This is a genomic window from Streptomyces sp. NPDC038200 (assembly GCF_055600785.1).
Genome location: NZ_JBVJYH010000005.1, coordinates 41606 through 63900, shown reverse-complemented (window position 1 = coordinate 63900; position 22295 = coordinate 41606). Strand labels below are relative to the sequence as shown.

Genomic DNA, 22295 nt, shown 5'->3' with positions numbered 1-22295 from the left:
TCGTTTGCGTGGGGACGCCACCCTCTTTTATGACAGCGGACGTGGCTGGATTTCCGGCGCGCCCCCTTCCAATCTCTTTCATCCCCCCCCCGCCGCCCCACCTGCGCATCCTCCCCACCCGCCGGGACACCGGGAAGGTCCGCCCAGGCCAGGAGGCTGTTGACAGTCGGCTGCCGGAGGCCGGTAGGTTCGTCCGAGTCCACCACCGGACGCCCGACCGGGGTACGTTCGGACGACTCGTCGCAGCGCCGCTGGGTCAGGGACGGTGTGCCGCACCGGGGCACCGCCACTGGGAGCCAGGCTCAGCGCCCGCGCCGACGCGGGAGCGTTCCAGCTGGTCGGCCAGGTGTGACCCGGGTGGGGCCCGGGCGCTCAGTAGACAACGGCTTTCGGTCGACCCGCAGCCAGCGGGCCCCAGGTCGGCCCGAAGGGCGCCGGGCCCCCATCCGCCGCGGGTACGACAATGCGGCTCGGTCGTGGTACGAAGGTGCCGGGCGAGGGGAAGGCGCCGCAAGACGCCGAAAAAGCCTGTCATACCCCGCTCTCGGGGAATCGACACCACCATACGTACGCGCTGTCACGTCATCGCAGGCCGCGGCCACTATGGTGGACCCCTGCGTACGACATGAAGGGGCAGCAGTGAACGACGGCGACGGGACCCTCGCGGCCAAGGCCCAGGGGAGGCAGTTCGGTCCGCTCGGCACGGCCTTGGTGATCATCCCGACCTACAACGAGGCGGAGAACATCAAGTCCATCGTCGGCCGGGTGCGCACGGCCGTCCCCGAGGCGCACGTACTGATCGCGGACGACAACAGCCCCGACGGCACCGGCAAGCTCGCCGACGAGCTGGCCGCCGGGGACGATCACGTCCAGGTGCTGCACCGCAAGGGCAAGGAGGGCCTCGGCGCCGCCTACCTCGCGGGGTTCCGCTGGGGCCTGGAGCGGGACTACGGCGTGCTGATCGAGATGGACGCCGACGGCTCCCACCAGCCCGAGGAGCTGCCCCGGCTGCTCACCGCCCTCAAGGGCGCCGACCTCGTCCTCGGCTCCCGCTGGGTGCCCGGCGGCCGGGTGGTGAACTGGCCCCGGTCCCGTGAGTTCCTCTCGCGCGGCGGCTCCACCTACTCGCGGCTCATGCTCGACGTGCCGATCCGGGACGTGACCGGCGGCTTCCGGGCCTTCCGCCGCGAGACGCTGGAGGGCCTCGGCCTCGGCGAGGTCGCCTCGCAGGGCTACTGCTTCCAGGTCGACCTGGCCCGCCGCGCCGTCAAGGCCGGCTACCACGTCGTCGAGGTCCCCATCACCTTCGTGGAGCGCGAGCTGGGCGACTCCAAGATGAGCCGGGACATCGTGGTCGAGGCGCTGTGGCGGGTCACCGCCTGGGGCGTCGGGGACCGCTTCGGCAAGCTCACCGGCAAGGACAAGCACGCCTAGCACACCGGCCCGCGGTCCGGCCGATCACTCCCTTATCCTGCGCTGAGCCGGGCCCAGGCACACTGGGAGCATGACGACTGGCGCTCCGACCTCCCCGAACACCGCCCGCCGCCGGCGCTCCCGGCTGCGCAGGTATCTGCCGCTGGGCATCGCCGCATGGCTGGCGCTGGAGATCTGGCTGCTGACCCTGGTGGCGGGCGCGGCCGGCGGCCTGACGGTGTTCCTGCTGCTCGTGGCGGGCCTCGTGGTCGGCTCCGTCGTCATCAAGCGGGCGGGCCGCCGCGCCTTCCAGAGCCTGAACGAGGCGCTCCAGCAGGGCGGGTCCCCGGCGCGCGGCGGCGGCAACGGCCTGATGATGCTCGGCGGGCTGCTGCTGATGATCCCCGGCCTGGTCTCGGACGCGGCGGGCCTGCTCCTGCTGCTCCCGCCGGTCCAGAAGGCGGTGAGCCGCTTCACGGAGAACGCCCTGGAGAAGAGCCTGAGGAAGGCCGCTCCGGGCAGCCTGGGAGACGCGTTCCAGCAGGCCCGTATGCACCGGCCCGACGGCAAGGTGGTGCAGGGCGAGGTCGTCCGCGAGGACCGCCCCGAGCCGGGCGGCCGGCGTCCTCCGCTCACCGGCTGACGCCGGGCACAGCGCTCCGGCGCCCTCCGGCCGTCGGTCGGCACCGGGGCTTTTCCGGACAGCACACAACCGCGGGCGCCGTACGTCTTCACGTACGGCGCCCGCGGTTGTGTGCTGTCGTTCGCGCGTTACGCGCTCTTGCGGCTGTCCCGGGGGTGGACCGCGATGTTCATCGCCCCCGAACGCAGAACCGCCAGACGCTCCTCGAGGACCTCTTCGAGTTCCTCGCGGGTACGCCGCTCCATCAACATGTCCCAATGGGTACGCGCGGGCTTGGCCTTCTTCTCTTCAGGGCCGTCGCCGTCCACGAGGAGTGCCGGGGCCCCGCAGACCTTGCACTCCCACTCCGGCGGAATCTCCGCCTCGACCGAGAAGGGCATCTCGAAGCGGTGCCCCTTCTCACATGCGTACTCCACGGCCTGGCGCGGGGCCAGGTCGATACCGCGGTCCGTCTCGTAGCTGGTCACTACGAGGCGCGTACCGCGAAGAGCTCGCTCACTCATGAATCGTGCCTCCCGGGCTTGTCGCCCACAGGACAGGTGTCGCTGTCGTCGTCATCCGGTCAACGTCCGGTCGGCGGTAAAGATTCCCGTTCCGGGTCCCGTTCCGGGTCATGCGTCGCCGTCGTAGCCGCCCCTTGTTCTACCCACAGGCGCCCGGTTTGTCACATCTGCTAGCAGATGTCACCCAGCGTTTCGGCATCTTTGACGCGCAGTAACGGTACGCCTGGCAGGCCAAACGCGTACACTACCGCCCTTTCGCGCCGAGTGCTAAATCGGTGCTAGATCTTTTCCGGAACGGGATTGCCCGCTTCGCCGATCGCCCGCCGCACGGGTACCCGCGCGAGCAGGATGAAGCCGATGACGAAGAAGGCCACCAGCGAGACGATCGCGGACCGGTAGCTCCCGGTCAGCTGGTAGGTCACGCCGAACAGCAGCGGCCCCAGCCAGCTCATCCCGCGATCGCTCATCTCGTACGCGGAGAAGTACTCGGCCTCCTTGCCCGGCGGCACCAGATGGGAGAACAGCGACCGGGACAGCGCCTGGCTGCCGCCGAGGACCAGGCCGATGCCGGCGGCCAGCACGAAGAACCACACCGGTGCCCCGGCGGGCAGGAAGTACCCCGCCGCCAGGGTGAGCGTCCACGCCACCAGCGAGCCGAGGATCGTCCGCTGCGCCCCGTACGTCCGCGCCAGCCGGCCCATCGCGAGCGCGCCCGCCACGGCCAGCACCTGCACCAGCAGCACGGCCACGATGAGCGTCGACTGCCCGAGCCCCAGTTCCTCCGAGCCGTACACCGACGCCTGGGAGATCACTGTCTGGATGCCGTCGTTGTAGACGAGGTACGCCAGCAGGAACGCCAGCGTCAGCGGATGCCGGCGCATGTCCCTGACCGTCGCCGCGAGCTGCCGCAGCCCCGGCGCGGTGGCGTTCTCCACGCGCGCGTGGCGGTCGCGCAGCCTGCGCAGCGGGACGAGGGTGAAGGCGCCCCACCACAGGCCGGCCGAGGCCAGGCAGATGCGGACGGCGGCGGTCTCGGAGAGGCCGAAGGAGTCGTGCGCCGAGTACAGGACCAGATCGGCGACGAGAACCAGGGAGCCCGCCGCGTAGCCGAAGGCCCAGCCGCGGGAGGAGACCGCGTCGCGCTGTTCCGGCGGGGCGATCTGCGGCAGATAGGAGTTGTAGACCATCATCCCGACGGACTGCGCCGCGTTGGCCACGACCAGCAGCGCCCCGCCGAGCAGATACCGGTCGCCGTCCAGGAAGAACATCCCCGTGGTCGCCGCCGCGCCGGTGTACGCCGCCGCGGCGAGCAGGGGCTTCTTGCGGCCGGTGCGGTCGGCCGCGCTGCCCACGAGCGGCATCACGACGACCGCCGCGATCACCGACAGGGACACCGAGTAGGCGAAGAACGAGCCCGCGCGGACCGGTATGCCCAGGGGGTGCACATAGCCGTCGCCGTCCGCGGCCCGCTCGGCGACCGAGGTGAGGTACGGGCCCAGGAACACGGTGAGGACGCTCGTCGAATAGACCGAGCAGGCCCAGTCGTAGACGTACCATCCGCGCTGCTCGCGCCGGAGCCCGACGGATTCGTCCGCCGGCTCCGTCCGCAGGGTGTCGGTACCCACCCGTGCCCTCGCTTCCCCGCTGTTCTGCGAAGGCTCGGCCGGGGCGGTCGGGCGGTCAGACCCAGACGCCGCGGTCCTCCATGACCTTGCGCAACGTGTCGATGTGATCGGTCATGATGCCATCAACCCCCAGGTCCAGGAGCCGGTGCATCCGCGCGGGTTCGTTGACGGTCCACACGTGCACCTGCAGCCCGCGCGCGTGGGCGGCGCGGACGAAGCGGTGGTCGACCACGGGCACGCCCGACTGGGCCTCGGGCACCTGCGCGGCCACGGCCGACCGGCGCACCGCGGCCGGCAGCCCCCAGGAGCGCAGCCGCAGGTTCAGCACCCCGCGCGTGCCGAACGAGGTGGCCAGCCGCGGCCCGGCCAGTCGCTGGGCCCGCAGGACGCGCGCCTCGGAGAAGGAGCCCGCGCAGACCCGGTCCCAGGCGTTCGTGCGCTCGATCAGGTCCAGCAGGGGCCGCAGCGCCGGCTCCGCCTTGATGTCGACGTTCCAGCGCACCTCGGGGAAGGTCTCCAGCAGCTCCTCGAACAGCGGCACCGGCTCCCGGCCGCCCACGCGCGCGTGCTGTATGTCCGCCCACGGCAGGTCGCCGATCCGGCCCGCGCCGTCGGTGACCCGGTCCAGGGTCGCGTCGTGGAAGGCGACCAGCCGGCCGTCCGCCGTGGCGTGCACGTCCGTCTCGATGTATCGGTAGCCCAGCTCCACCGCGCGCCGGAACTGGGCCACGGTGTTCTCCAGGCCGTCGGCGGCCCCTCCCCGGTGGGCGAAGGCGATCGGCCCCGGGTGATCCAGGTACGGGTGGCGCAGGGGCGGTGTCGTGAGGGTCACGGACGCAGTATGACCCGCTCGGGCGTCGCGCCGGCAACGACCGTGCTGCCCGCCGATGCCGACGGCACGGCGAACATCCGCAGGAACAGCTGGGCCAGCGGGCCGATGGACACGGCGTACAGCACGGTGCCCACGCCGATGGTGCCGCCCAGCGTGAACCCGGTGGCCACCACCGCGACCTCGATCACCGTCCGCATCAGCCGGATCGACCGGCCGGTGCGCCGGTGCAGCCCCGTCATCAGGCCGTCGCGCGGCCCGGGACCGAGGCGTGCCGCGATGTACAGGCCGGTGGCCGCGCCGTTCAGCACGATCCCCGCGAGCAGCAGCGGGACGCGCACCGCGAGGGAACGCACGTCCGGCAGGAGCGCGAGCGTGCCGTCCATGGCGAGGCCGACCACGAAGACGTTGGAGACCGTGCCGAGTCCCGGCCGCTGGCGCAGCGGGATCCACAACAGCAGCACCGCCGCGCCCACGACGATCGACACCACCCCGATGCTGAGCCCGGTCAGCTCCGCGAGCCCCTGGTGGAGCACGTTCCACGGCTCCAGTCCGAGGCCCGCCGCCACGAGCAGCGCGGAACTCGCGCCGTAGAGCGTGAGACCGGCGTACAGCTGGACCAGCCGTCGTCCGAGACGGCGATCGGGAACGGACGCGCTGGCAGCGGACACGTGAATACCCCCCTGAGTGGTGGCGGTGGCCTGACACATGACACTCTGTGGCTTGGGAAGAATCCCCATCCATGGCCAATTCGGGGAAGGTGGACTGATCTTCATGGCGCAGTGGACCTCGGCAGTGGGGGCCGCGCAGCTCGCCCGGCTCCTCAACTCCCAGCAGGACCGCCCGGCCGGCCCCGGCACCCGCCGTCCCCCCGCCTATCGCTCCCTCGCCGACGGCATCCGCCTGCTGGTGCTCGAGGGACGCGTCCCGGTGGCCGCGCGCCTGCCCGCGGAACGCGAACTGGCCCTGGCCCTGTCCGTCAGCCGCACCACGGTCGCGGCGGCCTACGAGGCGCTGCGCGGCGAGGGCTTCCTGGAGTCACGGCGCGGCGCGGGCAGCTGGACCGCCGTACCGGCCGGCAACCCGATCCCGGCCCGCGGTCTGGAACCGCTGCCCCCGGAGGCCCTCGGCTCGGTGATCGACCTGGGCTGTGCCTCCCTCCCGGCGCCCGAGCCCTGGCTCACCCGGGCCGTGCAGGGCGCCCTGGAGGAACTGCCGCCGTACGCCCACACCCACGGTGACTATCCGGCGGGCCTCCCCGCCCTGCGCTCGATGATCGCCGAGCGCTACACCGCGCGCGGGATCAACACCATGCCGGAACAGATCATGGTGACCACCGGGGCGATGGGCGCCATCGACGCGATCTGCCATCTCTTCGCGGGCCGCGGCGAGCGGATCGCCGTGGAGTCGCCGTCCTACGCCAACATCCTCCAGCTGATGCGCGAGGCGGGCGCCCGGCTGGTCCCGGTCGCGATGGCCGAGGGCCTGTCCGGCTGGGACATGGACCGCTGGCGCCAGGTCCTGCGTGAGGCCGCGCCGCGCATCGCCTATGTGGTCGCCGACTTCCACAACCCCACCGGGGCGCTCGCCGGCGAGGACCAGCGGCGCCGCCTGGTGGACGCGGCCCGCTCGGCCGGCACGGTCCTCGTCGCCGACGAGACGATGTCCGAACTCTGGCTCGACGAGGACGTCCGGGACGGCGGCATGCCTCGCCCGGTGTGCGGGTTCGACCCGGCCGGCTCCACGGTGATCACGGTCGGCTCGGCCAGCAAGGCGTTCTGGGCGGGGATGCGCATCGGCTGGGTGCGCGCGGCGCCGGACGTCATCCGCAGCCTGGTCGCGGCGCGGGCGTACGCCGACCTGGGCACGCCGGTGCTGGAGCAGCTGGCCGTGAACTGGCTCTTCAGCACGGGTGGCTGGGAGCAGGCGGTGGAGCTGCGCCGCGCGCAGGCCCGGGAGAACCGCGACGCGCTGGTCACGGCCCTCCGCCGGGAGCTGCCCGACTGGGAGTTCGAGGTTCCGCAGGGCGGCCTGACCCTCTGGGTGCGCGCCGGTGGCCTCTCCGGCTCCCGTCTCGCGGAGGCGGGCGAGCGTGTCGGCGTCCGCGTCCCGTCCGGCCCCCGCTTCGGCGTCGACGGCGCGTTCGAGGGCTACGTGCGCCTTCCGTTCACCGTCGGGGGAGCGGTGGCGGAGGAGGCGGCGACCCGCCTCGCCGCCGCGGCCCGGCTGGTGGAGTCGGGCGCGACGGGGGCGGGGGAGTCTCCGCGGACGTTCGTGGCGTAGGGGGGCGGCGGGGCCGGGGCGTCCCGGCTGCCGTTCCGGAAGGGGTGCGCGGTCGCCGTGGCTAGGAACTCTCGGCGGCCACGGCCTCCACGGCCACCGGTGCCCTCTCCACCGCCGGCTTCGTCAGATCCGCCGAGGGCGCCGGTTCCGCGGGCTGTTCCGGGTCCGCCGGCCGGGCGGCGTCCGCGGGCGTGCTCCTGGCCGGCAGCAGCTCCAGCACCGCCTGCCGGTCGGCGTCACTCGTGGCGTCGTCGTAGGGATCAGGCGTACGCGGCACCTGGAGCCGGTGCACCGGACCGGACCCCAGCCGGGCGTACCCCCGACCGGGCGGCACGTGCGCCGGCGGTGTCGTGTGCGGCGGCACCCCCAGCACCGCCGCCACCTGCTGCGGCGCCGCGGTTCCGAGGACCACACGCGCGCGCGTGTGCTGCCGTACCGCGTCGCTCAGCGTCTCCATGCTGTCGAAGTGCTCGGCCAGCACCACGGTGACGTTCGCCGCGCGGCCGTGCCGCAACGGCACCTGGAGCAGCGACTGGGGGTCCCTGCGGCCGTCCGCCGTCGCGAGGTGCGTGAAGACGCCGGGCCGGTCCAGCAGGATCCACAGCGGGCGCCGGGTGTCCTCGGGCGGCGGGTCGCCGGCCTGCCGGGCCAGGTTGACCGCGATGAGCCGGCGCTCGGTCTCCTGCGCGGTCCACTCCATGCTGGCCAGCGCCCCGGGCAGGGCGCACTCCACGGCCAGGACGCCGTCCCGGCCGGTCAGGCAGGCGTACTCGCCGGTGCCGCCGCCGTCCACGATCAGTACATCGCCGTACTGCAGCGCCTGCAGGGCGATGGAGCGCAGCAGGGTGGACGTGCCGCCGCCCGGGTGGCCCACGGCCAGCAGGTGCGGCTCGGTGGAGCGGATGCCGGTGCGCCAGACGACCGGTGGGACGTCGATCCGTTCCTCGCCGTAGGAGAGGGGGAGCGTGCGCTGGACCTCGCTCGGGTCGGTGAAGCCGAGGACGGTCTCGCCCGGCGCGGTGACGAAGCGCTGGGCGGGGACGTCGGCGGGCAGCGGGGGGAGGACGGTGACGGTGAGCTGGTTGCCCGCCTCCTCCCAAGCGAAGTGGTACTCACGGCCGCGCCCCGCCTTCGCGGCGAGCAGCTGCTCGATCCGCGCGCGGGTCTCCGGTTCGCCGTCCGGGAAGTACGCGGGGTAGCGGAGCACGAGGTGCCCGACGCGCCCGGCGTCGTCGAACTCGTGCGCCGTGAAGGCCTTCTCCCACTCCCCGCCGTGCGCGTACAGCGGCGCCGGGTCCTCGGAGCTGGAGAAGTACGGCACCAGGGCCTCGTACAGGGTCTGGAGCCGTTCGGTCTGGGACTCGTCGGGCCCTTCGGGCGCCGACGGGGTGCGGTCGCGGCCCTGCCAGGCCGCTGCCGCCATCACCGCGATGACGGCGAGCAGCGGCCCGTACGGCACAAGGGCCACGACCAGGACCATGGAGGCCACCAGGAACAGCAGTGGCCCGCGCTTGTCCTTGGGTGTGTCCGCCCACTTGCGCCGGCCGGCCGAGGCCAGCAGGCGCAGTCCGCGCGTCACGGTGATCAGCGGGTGGAGGATGTCGGTGGCGCTGTCGGCCGCCGTCCGGGCCAGCTCCCTGCTCCGGGCGATCTGCGTCCGGGCGATCTGGGCGCTGTCCTTGCTCAGGATGCGGGGGAGAGGGCGCCGGGCCACTGCTGTCTCCTGGTGGTGCGTACGGGCGGGACGGACGGACGGGGTCAGAACTTGATGCCGCCGAGGAGGCCGGCCAGGCTCTCGCCGCCGGCCTTGATGCTGGGGGCGATGCCCGTGCTGGCGAGATAGAAGCCGAACAGCGCCGAGGTGCATGCGTGCGAGCCCTTGAGTCCGTCCTTCCGGAAGAAGAGGAAGACGATGATGCCGAGCAGCAGGACGCCTGAGAGGGAGAGGATCATTTCGGGTCTCCTGGTGTCGAAGGTGGGGGACAGTCACCATGAGTTCTTCCAGGATCACAGCATGTATCCATACGATTAAAGGTGCAACTGGGTGAAAAACGATACTTTTCCTCCACCCGGAGGAACCGGCATCGGCCCGGTTGACCAGGCGTGTTGCCTCCGACGTGGCCTGTCGCTGATCTTTACCTCGGGCACATCGGGTCATGTGCCGCAGGAGCCAGTACGCTGGCGATTCACTCGTACGGCCGCGCACCGAACGCTGCCGTACGCTCGCTCAGTTCCCGAAGCAGTCCCCCGAACGTGCAAGGAGAGGCGGTCCGGCCGATGAGTGAAGCCCCCGACCCCGAGGTCGTGGAGCTGGCGACCAAGATCTTCGATCTGGCCCGGCAGGGGCAGACCGAGGCGCTCGTGGCGTATGTCGACGCGGGTGTTCCGGCCAACCTCACCAACGACCGCGGCGACTCCCTGGTGATGCTCGCCGCCTATCACGGCCACGCCGACGCGGTGCGCGCGCTGCTCGCCCGCGGCGCGGCGGCGGACCATGTCAACGACCGGGGTCAGACCCCGCTCGCGGGTGCCGTCTTCAAGGGGGAGACGGACGTGATCAAGGCCCTCCTGGAGGGCGGAGCCGACCCTTCCGCGGGTACGCCGTCGGCCGTCGACACGGCCCGCATGTTCGCCAAGACGGAACTCCTGGAACTGTTCGGCGCACACTGAAGCGAGTGTCCTGACCAGGTACGACACGGAAAACGGGGGAGGCGGTAAAGGGCCGCCGGAAATACGGTCGCGGCAGCACACACCGCGGGTCATCATGACGTCGTGATTCACGGACGCGATGGCTGGGCAGGTGTTGCCGCACCGCGCGGACCGTGATGCGGTCCGCATGGGCCACCGACGAGAGGCAGAGAGAGATGGTCTACAGCAAGCAAGAGACGGCGGGCGCTCCGACGTTGTGTCACGTGGCCAGGTAATGCGTGTTCCCCGGTTGCGTCGACGCTTGATGTGAGGCTGTTTCCCATGTTCGATCCGGTCATAGCGCCCAGCGGTACGCTGCTCGGGCTGCTCCAGCGCGGCCGTGGCGACGGCACGCTGCACGCGCTCACGGCCCCGCGCGCCGAAGCGCTCGCGGCGCTGAACCACTGTGTGCTGCGCGACCCCCGCCACGACTGGCAGGTGGAGAACCGCTCCCTGTACTACGCCCGGCTCTACCTCGATCTGAACGGCGAGCTGGACGCCGTCCGGGCGCACCTCTTCGACCCCGAGGACATCGTCGACACCGACGAGTCCCGCACCGGCCTGGCCCTGGCCGTCCTCGGGCACCTCGCCTCCTACGGCAGGCGGGACGCCCTCGAACTGCTGCGCAGGTACGCCGCGCACGGCTCCAACTGGGCATGGGCGCTGGACGAGCTGGCCCTGCGGGACGACGACGCGGGCCTGCGTGCCCTCGCCGCCCCCGTCCTGGCCCGCTTCGCCACCGATCCCGAGGGCGAGGCCGAGCTGGCCGCCGCCGTGCGCGACGCCTTCGAGCCACGGCCCTGGCGGCTGTGGGCCGAGGATCCGCGCGAATCGATCGCCACGCGTGTGCGTGCCGCCCAGGAGGCAGGCTGCTTCGACCGCTGGCAACGACAGATGCGCCCCACCGGCCCGCGCCCCGGCTGGAGCGTGCGCGCCGTCTTCGAGTGGGCCCAGCAGGGCATGGAGCGCGGTGCCGCCCTCCATGTGCCCGCCGCCCGCTGCCTGGCCGCCGTGGCCGGCCCCGAGGACCGGCCGGAGATCCTCCAGGCCGCCCGGAACGGCACCGACGGAGCCCGCTGCACCGCCCTGCGCTACCTCGCCGACAGCAACGACCCCGACGCGCTCGACCTGGTCGAGGCCGCGGTCGTCGACGGCACGGCACCCGTGGTGGAGGCCGCCGTCGACGCCTTCGAACGGATGCGCAGCGTCGCCGCCGTCGACCGCGCCCGCCGCTGGGCCCAGCGCCCCGACGCGCTCGGCGCCGCCGCCGGCCGCGTGCTCGCCTGCCGCGGCGGCACCCGGGACCGCGACCTCGTCCTCGGCGCCCTCCGTGAAGCCGTGCGCGGCGAGGGACCGGACGCGCCCACCCTGTGGACCCTCGTCGACGGCGCCGGGCGCCTCGGCATCGCCTGCGCGGCTCCCGTCCTGCGGCACATCTACCGGGAGACGGCCTCCTCCCACCTCCGCGGTCGCGCCGCCCGCGCACTGGCCGCCACCGATCCCTCCTACGCCGCCGGCTTCGCCGTCGAATGCCTGTGGGACTGCGAGGAGACCACCCGCGAGATCGCCGCCCGGCACGCCGAGACCGGTGACGCCCGCGTCGTGGAGCGCCTGCGCCGCCTGGCCGCCGATCCGGCCGAGGAGGCCGAGGTGCAGACCGCGGTACGCAGCCGCTTCGGACCCGACGCGGCCCTCGGCTGACCCCCCCGCGCGCCATCCGCCCGGGCGGACGCCCGCCCGCCGCGTGAACACCCGGTGACTCGCAGATCAGGCGGCCATGACGGCCGCCTGACCTGCTCGGGTGTGCAGCCCAACGCTCATGGGACGTTCCCCGGGCGGAAAGATCGAAGTTGACGCGGGCACGTCCGGCGCGGCGACAACACCCGTATGCGTGTCGTCATCGTGACCGAATCCTTTCCCCCCGATGTGAACGGCGTGGCCCACTGCGCGCTCCAGACCGCCCGGCACCTCGTAGATCGCGGTCACCACCCGCTCGTCGTCGCCCCCGCCCCCTCCCCCCTGTTCTCGGCCTCGCTCGAACAGGGCGGAACCCCCACCGGCAGCGGCCCGGACACGGACGCCCCGTGCCCGGTCGTCCGGATCCCCTCCCTCCCGCTCCCCGGCTACCCCCAGGTCCGCGTCGCGCTGCCCAGCAGGCGCCTCGCCGCGGCCCTCGTCGCGCACCGTCCCGACGTGGTCCACCTGGCCAGCCCCTTCGTCCTCGGCGTCCGCGGCATGGCCGCCGCCGCCCGGCTCGGTGTCCCCGCCGTCGCCGTCTACCAGACCGACCTGGCCGGCTACGCCCGTACCTACATGGGCGCCGGTGAGGCCGCCGCCTGGCGCCGCATCCGCTCCGTGCACGGCGCCGCCGACCGCACCCTGGCTCCCTCCAGCGCCGCCCTGTCCGATCTGGAGGCGCACGGTGTTCCGCGGGTACGGCTGTGGCCGCGCGGCGTGGACACCGTACGTTTTCGGCCGGAGCGCCGTGACGAGGAGCTGCGCCGCGCACTCGCCCCGAACGGCGAACTGATCGTCGGCTACGTGGGCCGGCTCGCTCCCGAGAAGCACGTCGAACTGCTCTCCGGGGTCTGCTCGCTGCCCGGCGTCCGGCTCGTGGTCGTCGGCGACGGCCCCAGCCGGCCGCACCTCAGCGAGGCCCTGCCCGGAGCGGTCTTCCTGGGCCGCCGCACCGGCGACGAGCTGGCCCGGATCTTCGCCTCACTGGACCTGTTCGTGCACACCGGCCCCTTCGAGACCTTCTGCCAGACCGTCCAGGAGGCCATGGCCAGCGGTGTCCCGGTCGTCGCGCCCGCCGCCGGCGGACCGCTCGACCTGGTCGCCCACGGCCGCACCGGCCTGCTCGTGCCGCCGCGCGACGCCGACGCCGTGCGGAAGGCCGTCCGCGCCCTCGCCGCCGCTCCCACGCAGCGGGCCGTGTACGGCGCCACCGCCCGCTCGACGGTCGAGGGCCGCACCTGGGCCGCCGTCGGCGACCGGCTCCTCGCCCACTACGACGAGGTCCTCGCGGCCCGCAGGACGGCGGTGGCGGCATGACCGGACCGTCCCTGCGCATCGTCCGCCTCGCCAACTTCGTCGCACCCGCCTCCGGCGGCCTGCGCACCGCCCTGCGCGAACTGGGCAAGGGCTTCCGGGCCGCGGGCCACGAGCCCGTCCTGATCGTCCCCGGCGAGCGGCACACCGACCGCGACACCGAGCAGGGCCGCGTCCTCACCCTGCCCGGCCCGCTGCTGCCCGGCACCGGCGGCTACCGCGTCCTCACCGACAAGCGCCGCGTGGCCGCCCTTCTGGAGGAGCTGGCCCCGGACCGCCTGGAGATCTCGGACCGGACCACCCTGCGCTGGACCGGCCGCTGGGCCCGCCGTGCGCGCGTGCCCGCCGTGATGGTCTCCCACGAGACCGCCGACGGCGTCCTGCGCACCTGGGGCCTGCCCGATCATCTCGCCCGGCGCGCCGCCGACTCCCTCAACACCCGGACCGCGCACGTCTACTCGCGGGTGGTGTGCACCACCGAGTTCGCCGAGCGCGAGTTCGCGCGCATCGGCGCGCGCAACGTCGTACGCGCCCCCCTGGGCGTCGACCTGATGGAACGCCACCCCGCCCTGCGCGACCCCGGGCTGCGCGCCCGCCACGCGCGCGCGGACCAGGCACTGCTGGTGATGGCCTCCCGGCTCTCCGTCGAGAAGCGCCCCGGCACCGCCCTCGACGCCCTGGAGTCGCTGCTGCGCCGCGGGCGGCGCACGGCGCTCGTGGTGGCCGGGGACGGGCCGCTGCGGGCCCGGCTGGAACAGCGCGCGCGGGACCGCGGCCTCCCGGTGACCTTCCTGGGGCACGTCTCCGACCGGGCCGCCCTCGGCGCGCTCCAGGCGTCCGCCGACCTGTGCCTCGCGCCCGGACCCGCCGAGACCTTCGGCCTGGCCGCCCTGGAGGCCATGGCGTGCGGCACGCCCGTGGTGGCCAGCGCCTCCTCCGCGCTGTCCGAGGTCATCGGCTCCGCCGGGGCCACCGCGGCCGGCAGCGGGGAGGCGTTCGCGGACGCCGTGGAGCTGCTCCTGGAACGCGGCGAGCCCGAGCGCCGGGAAGCGGCACGCGCGCGTGCGGAGTGCTTCGGCTGGGGAGCGGCCGTCGAGGCCTTCCTGGCGGCCCACGACGCGGAAGTGCTGCGCCGCGCCGGCTCCCGGCCCGCCGTGCCGGAGGCCGCGGCATGAGACCCGTCCGCTTCGTCGCCCTCGGGGACTCGCTGACCGAGGGCGTGGGCGACCCGGCCGACGGCGGATGGCGGGGCTGGGCCGCCCTGCTCGCCGCCGCGCTCGCCGAGAACAGCGAGGACGTGCGGTTCACCAACCTCGCGGTCAGCGGGGCGCAGACCCGGGACGTGCTGGAGCGGCAGACGCCGGCCGCCCTGGAGCTGCGCCCCGACCTGGTGTCCGTGATCATCGGCGTCAACGACACGCTGCGCCGCACCTTCGACATCCACGCCGTGGCCGCCCGCCTCGACCAGGTCTACGCGGCCTTCACCCGCCAGGGCGCCACCGTGCTCACCGCCTGCCTGCCCGACCCCGGCGCGATGCTCCGGCTCCCGGGCGCCCTGGCCCGCCCGCTGGCCCGCCGGCAGCGGGCGGTCAACGCGGTCGTCCACGCGCTGTCCGACCGCCACGGCGCCGTCCACCTGCACGCGGCGGACGGTGGCTGGATCAGCGACCGGTCCCTGTGGAGCGCGGACCGGCTGCACCCGGGCGAGCGGGGCCACCGGCAGCTCGCCGTCCGCTGCCACGCCCTGCTCGCCGAGGCGGGCCGGGCGACCGGCGAACCGCCCTCCCCGGAGCCGGAGTCCCCCGCGCCGACCCGCACGGCCGGACTGTGGTGGCTGGCCACGGCCGGGACCGGCTGGGTCGTCCGGCGCTGCGACGACCTGCTGCCGCAGCTGCTGCGCCTCGCCGCCGACGAACTGCGCCACCGCGCCCGGGGCACCGGCGCCCGCCTGGACCTGCGCGCGTCCGCGGAGGTCTCCGCCGCCCTCGCCGCCCTGAAGGAGACCACCGGCGCCGAGGCCCGGCGGCCCCGCACCGACGCGCGCGCCGCCCTGCCGGAGGGCGCCGTGGAGGCGGTTCCGGTGCAGCGGCCCGGTACCGATGAGCGGGCGGTCCGGCCGGACGGCGCCGGCGAGACCGTCCCGGGCGGGGAGGCTCAGCGGCGCCGCACCGCCACGAACCGGACCGGGGTCCCTGGCAGCGCCTGCGCGGCGGCCGGCAGGTCGGCGGAGCGGACCACCGCGATCACCGGGTAGCCGCCGGTGGTCGGATGGTCCGCGAGGAAGACCACCGGGCGCCCGTCCGGCGGCACCTGGACCGCGCCGAGGACCATGCCCTCGCTGGGGAGTTCACCGGACCGGGCCCGCTCCAGCGCGGGCCCCTCGGTGCGCAGGCCGATGCGGTTGCTGGCCGCGGCGACCCGGTACGCGCGCGTGGTGAGGCCCCGGACCGACCCCGCCGTGAACCAGTCGGCGCGCGGACCCGGGGTCACCCGGAGCACGAGTTCGGCCGGGGGACGCGGCTGCGGCGCGCCGTCCACGCGCGCGGGCGGGCCCGCGGCGGCGCCCAGCGGCAGCACCACGCCGTCCGCGAGCGGCGCCGGGCCCAGCCCGGACAGCAGGTCGGTGGCGCGGCTGCCGAGGACCAGCTCCGTGGCGACGCCGCCGGAGACGGCCACATAGCTGCGGACGCCGGCCGTGGCCGCGCCCACCTCCAGCAGCGCGCCGGCCGGCAGCACGACCGGGGCGCCCCAGGCGGCCGGACGGCCGTCCACCGCCACCGGGCAGGGCGCGCCGCCCACCGCCACGGTCACCGCCGCACGAGGGCGCAGCGCACAGCCGTCGAGGGTGGTCTCCAGGACGGCGGCGTCCGGCGGATTGCCGACGAGCCGGTTCACCAGGGCCGCCGCGGGCGGGTCGAGCGCTCCGGAGCGCGGCACACCGAGATGCGCGTACCCCGGCCGCCCACGGTCCTGCACGGTGGTGAGTGCCCCGGCGCGCACCACGACGAGCGCACGATCGCTCATGCGCCCTCCCCGGCCCGGGCCGCCGGCCCGGCGACGCCGTCCCGTGCCGCTCCGGCGTTCCCGCGCGCGGGGGCGGGTGGCCACTCCCCGGTCACGCGTCCTCCACCGGGACGAACCGCACGCGCGTCCCCGGTGCCAGCAGAGCGGCCGGCACGCGCGCGTGGTCCCAGAGCACCGCGTCCGTCGTACCGATCAGCTGCCAGCCGCCCGGCGAGGGGCGCGGGTACACGCCCGTGTACGGCCCGGCCAGCGCCACCGCACCGGCGGGGACCGCCGTGCGCGGGGTGGCGCGGCGCGGGACGTCGTAGCGGTCCGGGAGACCGGTGAGATAGCCGAAGCCGGGGGCGAACCCGCAGAAGGCCACCGTGAACTCGGTCCCGGCGTGGATGCGGGCCGCCTCCCGCTCGGTCACCCCCCAGTGCCCGGCGACCGCCGCGAGGTCCGGGCCGTCGTAGCGGACGGGCAGTTCGATCAGCTCGCGCGCGCGTGCGGGCGCCTTCGGCACCTGCGCGACGGACAGTTCCGCCGCCCGGCGGGCCGGGTCGTCCAGCCCGTCGAGCAGGACCGTACGGGCCGCCGGGACGATCTCGCGGACGGTGAGCGTGCCCTCCGCGCGGCGGCGCAGCAGCTCCGCGTGCAGGGCCTGCGCCTCCGCCCCGGAGGACACCTCGACGAGGAGGGCGTCGTCGCCGACGGGCAGTGCCCTCACGCGAACGCCTCCACCCGCACGCCCGCCGCGACCAGGCGCTCACGCACCCGGCGGGCCAGGCCGACCGCGCCGGGCGTGTCCCCGTGCAGGCACAAGGAGCGGGCGCGCACCTGGATGCGCGTGCCGGAGTGCGCGACCACCACGCCGGAGCGTGCGAGGCTCACCGAGCGCTCCACGACGGCCTCCGGGTCGGTGACCACGGCGCCCTCCCGGCCGCGCGGCACCAGCGTGCCCTCGTCGGTGTACGCGCGGTCCGCGAACGCCTCCGTGACGGCCGGCAGCCCCGCCTCCGCGGCCAGCTCCAGCAGCCGCGAGCCGGGCAGTCCCAGCACCGGCAGCGAGGCGTCGGCCAGGTGGACGCCCTCGATCACCGCGCGGGCCTGTTCCTCGTCGCGCACGACCCGGTTGTAGAGCGCGCCGTGCGGCTTGACGTACGCCACGCGTGCGCCCGCCGCCCGCGCGAACACCTCCAGGGCGCCGATCTGGTAGGCCACTTCGGCCGCCAGTTCGGCGGGCGGCACATCCATCGCGCGCCGCCCGAAACCGGCGAGGTCCCGGTAGGAGACCTGCGCGCCGATCGTCACGCCGCGCTCGGCCGCCAGTTCGCACACCCGGCGCATGGTGGCCGCGTCCCCGGCGTGGAAGCCGCAGGCCACGTTGGCGCTGCTGACGACGGACAGCAGCTCCTCGTCGTCGGTCAGCCGCCAGCGGCCGAAGCCCTCGCCGAGGTCGGCGTTCAGATCGATCGCGGTCATGGTGTTCTCGTGTCTCCGGTTCTCGTGGGGGCGGGGGAAGGCCGGTCTCAGTCGACGCCGACCAGCCGGTACTGCTCGTCTCGGGCGTCGGTCAGGAACATCTGCCCCGGCGCGTGCGTGATCGCGAACGGCGGCCTGGAGGCCGTCACGGCGGCCTGCGGAGTCACCCCGCAGGCCCAGAACACCGGGATGTCCCCGTCGGCGGCGGTCACCGGCTCGCCGAAGTCCGGCCGGCCGAGGTCCTCGATGCCCAGGGCCGACGGATCGCCGCAGTGGACCGGACCGCCGTGCACGGCCGGCAGCAGGCTGCTCTCCCGGATCGCGGCCGCCAGGTGCTCCGGCGGCACGGGCCGCATGGACACCACCATCGGTCCGCGCAGCCGCCCCGCCTCCCGGCAGGCCCGGCCGGTCACGTACATCGGCACGTTCCGGCCCTGTTCGACGTGCCGGATGGGCACGCCCGCGCGGGCCAGCGCCCACTCGAAGGTGAAACTGCACCCGAGCAGGAACGACACCAGGTCCTCGCGCCAGTACGCGCGCACGTCCGTGGGTTCGTCGACCAGCTCGCCGTCCTGCCACACCCGGTAGCGCGGCAGATCCGTGCGCAGGTCGGCGCCCTCGGCGAGGACGGTCGCCGGGGAGCCGGCGTCCGTGACGTCGAGCACGGGACACGGCTTGGGATTGCGCTGGCAGAACAGCAGCATGTCGTAGGCCCAGTCGGCGGGCACCGCGATCAGGTTGGCCTGCGTGTGGCCCGCCGCCACGCCGGCGGTGGGGCCGGTCAGGCCCGCGCGGAAGCGCTCCCGCGCGGCTTGGGGGCTCCACGCGTGCGCGTGGGCGTCGACCGTGGTGACGGGACGGTCCTCGGTACGGTCCACCCGCCTCACGCCAGCTCCTCCCCGCGCGTCTCCGGCAGCCCCAGCAGCGCCAGCGCGGCGAGTCCGTAGCCGATCGCGCCGAAGACCAGCGCGCCGCCGACGCCCCAGCTGTCCGCCAGGAAGCCCACCAGGGTCGGGAACACCGCGCCCACCGCGCGGCCCGTGTTGTAGGTGAAGCCCTGCCCGGTGCCGCGCACCGCCGTCGGGTACAGCTCGCTCAGATAGGAGCCGAAGCCGCTGAAGATGGCCGACATGCAGAAGCCGAGCGGGAATCCGAGCACCAGCAGCAGGGTGTCGGCGCCGTGCGGGATGTTCGCGTACGCCAGGACGCACAGCGCCGACAGCAGCGCGAACAGCCAGATGTTGGTGCGCCGGCCGAGCCGGTCGGTGAGGTGGCCGCCGGTCAGGTAGCCGAGGAAGGCGCCGGAGATCAGGAACGTCAGATAGCCGCCGGTGCCGACCACCGACAGACCGCGCTCGGACTTCAGGTACGTGGGCACCCAGGTCGCCAGCGTGTAGTAGCCGCCCTGCACGCCCGTGGACAGCAGGCTCGCGAAGACCGTGGTGCGCAGCAGGCCCGGGGCGCCGTCCCGGCCGGGCCGGAAGATCGCCGCGAACGAGCCCCGCCGCGGGTCCTGCTCGCGGGCCGCGGTCGCCGTGGGGGCGTCGTGCACCCGGCGGCGCAGCCACACCACGAGCAGCGCCGGCAGCGCACCGGTCCAGAACATCACCCGCCAGGCCAGGTCGTCGTCGGCGAACGAGAAGACCAGCGTGTAGACGATCGCCGCCAGTCCCCAGCCGACCGCCCAGGAGCTCTGGACCGCGCCGAGCGTACGGCCCCGGTGGCGCGCGCTCGCGTACTCGGCGACCAGGATCGCGCCGACCGCCCACTCGCCGCCGAAGCCGAGCCCCTGGAGGGCGCGGAAGACCAGCAGGGTCTCGTAGGTGGGCGCGAAACCGCAGGCGACGGTGAACACGGCGTACGTGATCACCGTGATCATCAGGGCCCGGACCCGGCCCACCCGGTCCGCGACCACGCCCGCGGCGGCGCCGCCGACCGCCGAGACCACCAGGGTGACGGTGGTGAACAGGCCCGTCTGGCCGCTGTCGAGACGGAAGTACGCCGCGAGCGCCACCATGCTCAGCGGCAGTGTGAAGTAGTCGTAGGAATCCAGGGCATATCCGCCGAAAGCTCCGGCGAACGCGCGCCGGCCGCGCGGACCGAGGGCGTGCAGCCAGCCGAACGCGCCGTCCTCGGCGGCGTGTTCGCCGGTGCCTTCGCCGGGCGTCGGCCGAGCGGCGCCGGCAGGGGCGGCGGGCCGGGGCGGTGGTGTCGTGCTCATGGGCACCTCGCAGAGGGGGACGGAGGGTGCGGGGAAGTGAGCCGTGCGGAGCACCGTAGGGGATCGTTCAACGATCCTTCAATACCCACGTTGTTTCGTTCTGGTGTCTGCGATTGAATTCCGGGCATGGCAGAGCAGCTGACGGGACTGGCCGGCGACCGCGTCCTTCTGGGCCGCACCAGCACCGCGGAACGGGTTTCGGACATCCTCAGAAGCCGCATCGCCGAGGGGTACTTCCCGCCCGGCACCCGCCTCTCGGAGGACGGCATCGGAGGGGCGCTCGGCGTCTCCCGCAACACCCTGCGCGAGGCGTTCCGCCTGCTCACCCACGAGCGCCTGCTGATCCACGAACTCAACCGGGGCGTGTTCGTCCGGGTCCTGACCGTCGAGGACGTCGAGGACATCTACCGCACGCGCTCCCTCGTCGAGTGCGCCGTCGTCCGCGGCCTGGGCTCGCCGCCGTACCGGCTGGGAGGGCTGGTCGCGGCGGTCGAGGAAGGGCGGACGGCGGCCACGGAGCATGACTGGAAAGGGCTGGGTACGGCCAACATCCACTTCCACCGGGAACTGGTCGCCCTGGCCGGCAGCGAACGCACCGACGAACTGATGCGCAGCGTCTTCGCCGAGCTGCGCCTGGCCTTCCACGTCGTGGACGACCCGCGCCGGCTGCACGAGCCGTACCTCGCCCGCAACGGGCAGATCCTCCAGGCGCTCCAGGCCGGGAACCGGCGCGGCGCGGAACGGCTGCTGGAGACCTACCTGGCGGACTCGCTGGAGCGGGTGGTGGAGGTGTACCGGCGCCGGGTGGGCGAGGACGGCACCGGCGCGTCTTGAGGGTCTGTGACGGCCGTCGCTTCTGCGTCGTTTGGGTTGTTGTCAGACCGAGGACCTAGTCTGTGCACCGTGACTTCGCCTGCATCGACGGACAGCGTTCCGCCCCAGCTCAGCGCGGGGCCGCGCCCGGCTCCGGGTCCGGCCGCCGACGAGGGGCTGGCGCGTCGGCTGCGCGCGCTCGCCTGCACCGCGCCGCTGCACGACCTGGACGCGCGCAAGGCCAACCTGGCCGGCGAGTACTCGGTGTACGGGATGGCCGAGGTGGCGCTGGCCGCCATCGACCTGGTCACGCTGAACATGGACTTCGACACGGGCGCCGACCACGAGCAGATCGTGGCCCGGCTGGTCCCGCGCATCGCCGCCCAGGCCCCGCACCGGTCCGCCGCCGAGCACGAGCGGGTGGCCCGCTGGGTCCTGGAGAACCTGATCAACGTCGGCAGCGCGGACCGCGGCTTCCGCGCGGTCTACGGCACCTTCGCGCCGGACGGCACGTACGTCCGGCGCGACTACGACTTCAAGCTGATCGAGGAGGTCCCCGGCCCCGGCGGCACGGTGTACCTGCGGACGACGGACGAGGCGGTCAACGTCCTGGTCGGTGCCCTCGACACCGACGTCACCAGCGCCCAGATCGCCGCCGAGGTCAAGCTGGAGGTGCTGATCAACCGCGGCCGGCTCGCCGACGCCCAGCTCGCCGCCGAACAGGCCCGCTACCGCACGGTGCAGTACTCCGAGACGCTCCGCCGGGCCCTGGACGCCACCCGGCGCAACGTCCGCGCGGTCGACTGGCTCAACGCCGTCCCCGACATGATCGCCGAGGCCCTGGACCACGTGGCCGAGCGCTACCGCCACGAGAACGCCATCCTCACCAACATCCGCAAGGCACGCGACGAGACCGAGGACGTCGAGCACAAGCGCCGCGCCGCCGACCTCGTGGACATCGTCAAGGACTGCATCCGGCGCCACACCCAGCTCCAGTCGCGTCTGCTGGAGGCGGGCCCGCTGTTCCGCGCGGAACAGGACCGGCAGGCCTTCGCCACGCCGGCGTCGACGTCCGGGATAGACCTCTACGGCCACCTCGTCGCCCCGGTCCTGCCGCTGCCCCTGGAGCAGGCGATCCGGGTCACGGACGCGTTCTTCGCACGCGGCACGGGTCTGCGCACGCCGGTGTCGGTGCGGGTCGGCGACCTCGTCGACATACTGCTGACCCCGCCCGTGGAGCGGGAGCACCTGGGCGCGGAGATGCCCGAACCCGACCTGATCGCGACGCCGGACGACAGCCGGTTCAGCGAGGAGCAGCTGGCCGCGGCGACGGAGCTGCTGGATCTGCCGGCGGACGCGCCGCGCAGACTGTCGGGACTGCTCACCGAGGCCCGGCGCACCGGTGACCCGGATCTGGCGTATCTGGTGGCTCTGCTGGCCGTCCACGCGGCCAGCCCCGCCGTCGGCACCGCCTACCGGCAGGGCGAGGAGAAGCTGCTGTTCGCCGTGGACGACGGGACCGAGCTGGACGATCCCGAGTTCGGCGGGGCGGACCTGATCGTGGGGACCGCGTTGCTGGACGCGGCGGGGATGGCGGCGGACCGGACGGAGGCGGCGTGAACGCACCGCCGGGAGTGCCCGGAGCACGGGAAGCACCGGGAGTACCGGAGGCGCCGGGAGACCGTGGGGCGGCTCTCGCGTGCGGACCGTCCGTGACCGGCCGCGCGGTCACCCGCGC

The 22295-nt window shown here is 74.0% G+C and carries 20 protein-coding genes and 1 pseudogene; 10 read left to right on the top strand and 11 right to left on the bottom strand.

Annotation, left to right across the window (positions count from 1 at the left end; genetic code table 11):
- Positions 1-639 precede the first annotated feature (639 nt).
- Together ACZ7KF_RS12485 and fxsA are read left to right on the top strand one after the other, a co-directional pair.
- A complete protein-coding gene (locus ACZ7KF_RS12485) occupies positions 640-1434 on the top strand; it encodes a polyprenol monophosphomannose synthase (RefSeq protein ID WP_471072401.1) in 795 nt (264 codons plus the stop codon).
- Between the two features lie 70 nt (positions 1435-1504).
- Complete coding sequence (gene fxsA, locus ACZ7KF_RS12480; protein WP_471072399.1) at positions 1505-2056, top strand: FxsA family membrane protein; 552 nt, start codon at positions 1505-1507, stop codon at positions 2054-2056.
- A 128-nt stretch (positions 2057-2184) separates the two neighbouring features.
- Here the strand turns inward: fxsA and ACZ7KF_RS12475 are convergent, their stop codons facing one another.
- The 4 genes from ACZ7KF_RS12475 to yczE all read right to left on the bottom strand — a co-directional run bounded on the left by ACZ7KF_RS12475 (position 2185) and on the right by yczE (position 5723).
- Entirely contained in the window at positions 2185-2559 is a 375-nt protein-coding gene (locus ACZ7KF_RS12475; protein ID WP_009187548.1) for an RNA polymerase-binding protein RbpA, read from the bottom strand.
- A gap of 278 nt (positions 2560-2837) precedes the next feature.
- Positions 2838-4184: an MFS transporter gene (locus tag ACZ7KF_RS12470; RefSeq protein ID WP_471072396.1), complete on the bottom strand. Its 1347-nt coding sequence runs from the start codon at positions 4182-4184 to the stop codon at positions 2838-2840.
- Between the two features lie 55 nt (positions 4185-4239).
- On the bottom strand, positions 4240-5016 hold the full coding sequence (locus tag ACZ7KF_RS12465; protein WP_471072393.1) for a glycerophosphodiester phosphodiesterase: 777 nt from the start codon (positions 5014-5016) through the stop codon (positions 4240-4242).
- Entirely contained in the window at positions 5013-5723 is a 711-nt protein-coding gene (gene yczE, locus ACZ7KF_RS12460) for a membrane protein YczE (RefSeq protein WP_471072390.1), read from the bottom strand. The genes ACZ7KF_RS12465 and yczE overlap by 4 nt, the downstream gene beginning before the upstream one ends.
- 64 nt (positions 5724-5787) lie before the next feature.
- Between yczE and ACZ7KF_RS12455 the strand changes: the two genes are divergently transcribed.
- Positions 5788-7296, top strand: coding sequence for an SCO1417 family PLP biosynthesis transcription factor (locus ACZ7KF_RS12455; RefSeq protein WP_471072387.1), 1509 nt, complete (start codon positions 5788-5790; stop codon positions 7294-7296).
- Between the two features lie 61 nt (positions 7297-7357).
- Here the strand turns inward: ACZ7KF_RS12455 and ACZ7KF_RS12450 are convergent, their stop codons facing one another.
- Both ACZ7KF_RS12450 and ACZ7KF_RS12445 read right to left on the bottom strand, forming a co-directional pair.
- Positions 7358-9010 carry a hypothetical protein gene (locus tag ACZ7KF_RS12450; RefSeq protein WP_471072384.1) on the bottom strand — a complete coding sequence of 551 codons (1653 nt, stop codon included), beginning with the start codon at positions 9008-9010 and terminating at the stop codon, positions 7358-7360.
- Between the two features lie 44 nt (positions 9011-9054).
- Positions 9055-9249 carry a hypothetical protein gene (locus ACZ7KF_RS12445; RefSeq protein ID WP_471072382.1) on the bottom strand — a complete coding sequence of 65 codons (195 nt, stop codon included), beginning with the start codon at positions 9247-9249 and terminating at the stop codon, positions 9055-9057.
- Between the two features lie 324 nt (positions 9250-9573).
- Between ACZ7KF_RS12445 and ACZ7KF_RS12440 the strand changes: the two genes are divergently transcribed.
- The 5 genes and pseudogenes from ACZ7KF_RS12440 to ACZ7KF_RS12420 all read left to right on the top strand — a co-directional run.
- Positions 9574-9966 (top strand): ankyrin repeat domain-containing protein, encoded by a 393-nt coding sequence (locus ACZ7KF_RS12440; RefSeq protein ID WP_471072379.1) that lies wholly within the window; start codon positions 9574-9576, stop codon positions 9964-9966.
- 300 nt (positions 9967-10266) lie between these two features.
- Positions 10267-11685, top strand: coding sequence for a HEAT repeat domain-containing protein (locus tag ACZ7KF_RS12435; protein ID WP_471072376.1), 1419 nt, complete (start codon positions 10267-10269; stop codon positions 11683-11685).
- Positions 11686-11871: 186 nt separating this feature from the next.
- A complete protein-coding gene (locus ACZ7KF_RS12430) occupies positions 11872-13038 on the top strand; it encodes a glycosyltransferase family 4 protein (RefSeq protein WP_471072373.1) in 1167 nt (388 codons plus the stop codon).
- Positions 13035-14210 carry a glycosyltransferase gene (locus ACZ7KF_RS12425; protein ID WP_471072370.1) on the top strand — a complete coding sequence of 392 codons (1176 nt, stop codon included), beginning with the start codon at positions 13035-13037 and terminating at the stop codon, positions 14208-14210. Before ACZ7KF_RS12430 ends, ACZ7KF_RS12425 begins: the two co-directional genes overlap by 4 nt.
- A pseudogene (locus ACZ7KF_RS12420) lies at positions 14207-15031 on the top strand (SGNH/GDSL hydrolase family protein); the annotation flags it as partial. The gene ACZ7KF_RS12425 and the pseudogene ACZ7KF_RS12420, both read left to right, overlap by 4 nt.
- Before the next feature lie 158 nt (positions 15032-15189).
- Here ACZ7KF_RS12420 and ACZ7KF_RS12415 read toward each other — a convergent pair.
- The 5 genes from ACZ7KF_RS12415 to ACZ7KF_RS12395 all read right to left on the bottom strand — a co-directional run bounded on the left by ACZ7KF_RS12415 (position 15190) and on the right by ACZ7KF_RS12395 (position 19744).
- A complete protein-coding gene (locus ACZ7KF_RS12415; protein ID WP_471072367.1) occupies positions 15190-16059 on the bottom strand; it encodes a 5-oxoprolinase subunit C family protein in 870 nt (289 codons plus the stop codon).
- Between the two features lie 91 nt (positions 16060-16150).
- On the bottom strand, positions 16151-16768 hold the full coding sequence (locus ACZ7KF_RS12410; protein ID WP_471072364.1) for a 5-oxoprolinase subunit B family protein: 618 nt from the start codon (positions 16766-16768) through the stop codon (positions 16151-16153).
- Positions 16765-17523 carry a LamB/YcsF family protein gene (locus ACZ7KF_RS12405; RefSeq protein ID WP_471072361.1) on the bottom strand — a complete coding sequence of 253 codons (759 nt, stop codon included), beginning with the start codon at positions 17521-17523 and terminating at the stop codon, positions 16765-16767. The genes ACZ7KF_RS12410 and ACZ7KF_RS12405 overlap by 4 nt, the downstream gene beginning before the upstream one ends.
- Positions 17524-17570: 47 nt before the next feature.
- On the bottom strand, positions 17571-18401 hold the full coding sequence (locus ACZ7KF_RS12400) for a putative hydro-lyase (RefSeq protein WP_471073387.1): 831 nt from the start codon (positions 18399-18401) through the stop codon (positions 17571-17573).
- Positions 18402-18406: 5 nt separating this feature from the next.
- Complete coding sequence (locus ACZ7KF_RS12395) at positions 18407-19744, bottom strand: MFS transporter (protein WP_471072358.1); 1338 nt, start codon at positions 19742-19744, stop codon at positions 18407-18409.
- Between the two features lie 126 nt (positions 19745-19870).
- On the opposite strand from ACZ7KF_RS12395, the gene ACZ7KF_RS12390 reads away from it, so the two are divergent.
- Positions 19871-20578, top strand: coding sequence for a GntR family transcriptional regulator (locus ACZ7KF_RS12390; RefSeq protein ID WP_471072356.1), 708 nt, complete (start codon positions 19871-19873; stop codon positions 20576-20578).
- 69 nt (positions 20579-20647) lie between these two features.
- Positions 20648-22177 carry a hypothetical protein gene (locus ACZ7KF_RS12385; protein ID WP_471072353.1) on the top strand — a complete coding sequence of 510 codons (1530 nt, stop codon included), beginning with the start codon at positions 20648-20650 and terminating at the stop codon, positions 22175-22177.
- The last annotated feature ends 118 nt before the right edge of the window (positions 22178-22295 follow it).

Bases quoted from the DNA above. Each gene is read 5' to 3' on its own strand.
- ACZ7KF_RS12425 (WP_471072370.1), top strand. From the start codon at position 13,035: ATGACCGGACCGTCCCTGCGCATCGTCCGCCTCGCCAACTTCGTCGCA.
- ACZ7KF_RS12405 (WP_471072361.1), bottom strand. From the start codon at position 17,523: ATGACCGCGATCGATCTGAACGCCGACCTCGGCGAGGGCTTCGGCCGC.
- ACZ7KF_RS12390 (WP_471072356.1), top strand. From the start codon at position 19,871: ATGGCAGAGCAGCTGACGGGACTGGCCGGCGACCGCGTCCTTCTGGGC.
- fxsA (WP_471072399.1), top strand. From the start codon at position 1,505: ATGACGACTGGCGCTCCGACCTCCCCGAACACCGCCCGCCGCCGGCGC.
- yczE (WP_471072390.1), bottom strand. From the start codon at position 5,723: ATGTGTCAGGCCACCGCCACCACTCAGGGGGGTATTCACGTGTCCGCT.
- ACZ7KF_RS12430 (WP_471072373.1), top strand. From the start codon at position 11,872: ATGCGTGTCGTCATCGTGACCGAATCCTTTCCCCCCGATGTGAACGGC.
- ACZ7KF_RS12440 (WP_471072379.1), top strand. From the start codon at position 9,574: ATGAGTGAAGCCCCCGACCCCGAGGTCGTGGAGCTGGCGACCAAGATC.
- ACZ7KF_RS12475 (WP_009187548.1), bottom strand. From the start codon at position 2,559: ATGAGTGAGCGAGCTCTTCGCGGTACGCGCCTCGTAGTGACCAGCTAC.
- ACZ7KF_RS12395 (WP_471072358.1), bottom strand. From the start codon at position 19,744: ATGAGCACGACACCACCGCCCCGGCCCGCCGCCCCTGCCGGCGCCGCT.
- ACZ7KF_RS12445 (WP_471072382.1), bottom strand. From the start codon at position 9,249: ATGATCCTCTCCCTCTCAGGCGTCCTGCTGCTCGGCATCATCGTCTTC.
- ACZ7KF_RS12435 (WP_471072376.1), top strand. From the start codon at position 10,267: ATGTTCGATCCGGTCATAGCGCCCAGCGGTACGCTGCTCGGGCTGCTC.
- ACZ7KF_RS12415 (WP_471072367.1), bottom strand. From the start codon at position 16,059: ATGAGCGATCGTGCGCTCGTCGTGGTGCGCGCCGGGGCACTCACCACC.
- ACZ7KF_RS12455 (WP_471072387.1), top strand. From the start codon at position 5,788: ATGGCGCAGTGGACCTCGGCAGTGGGGGCCGCGCAGCTCGCCCGGCTC.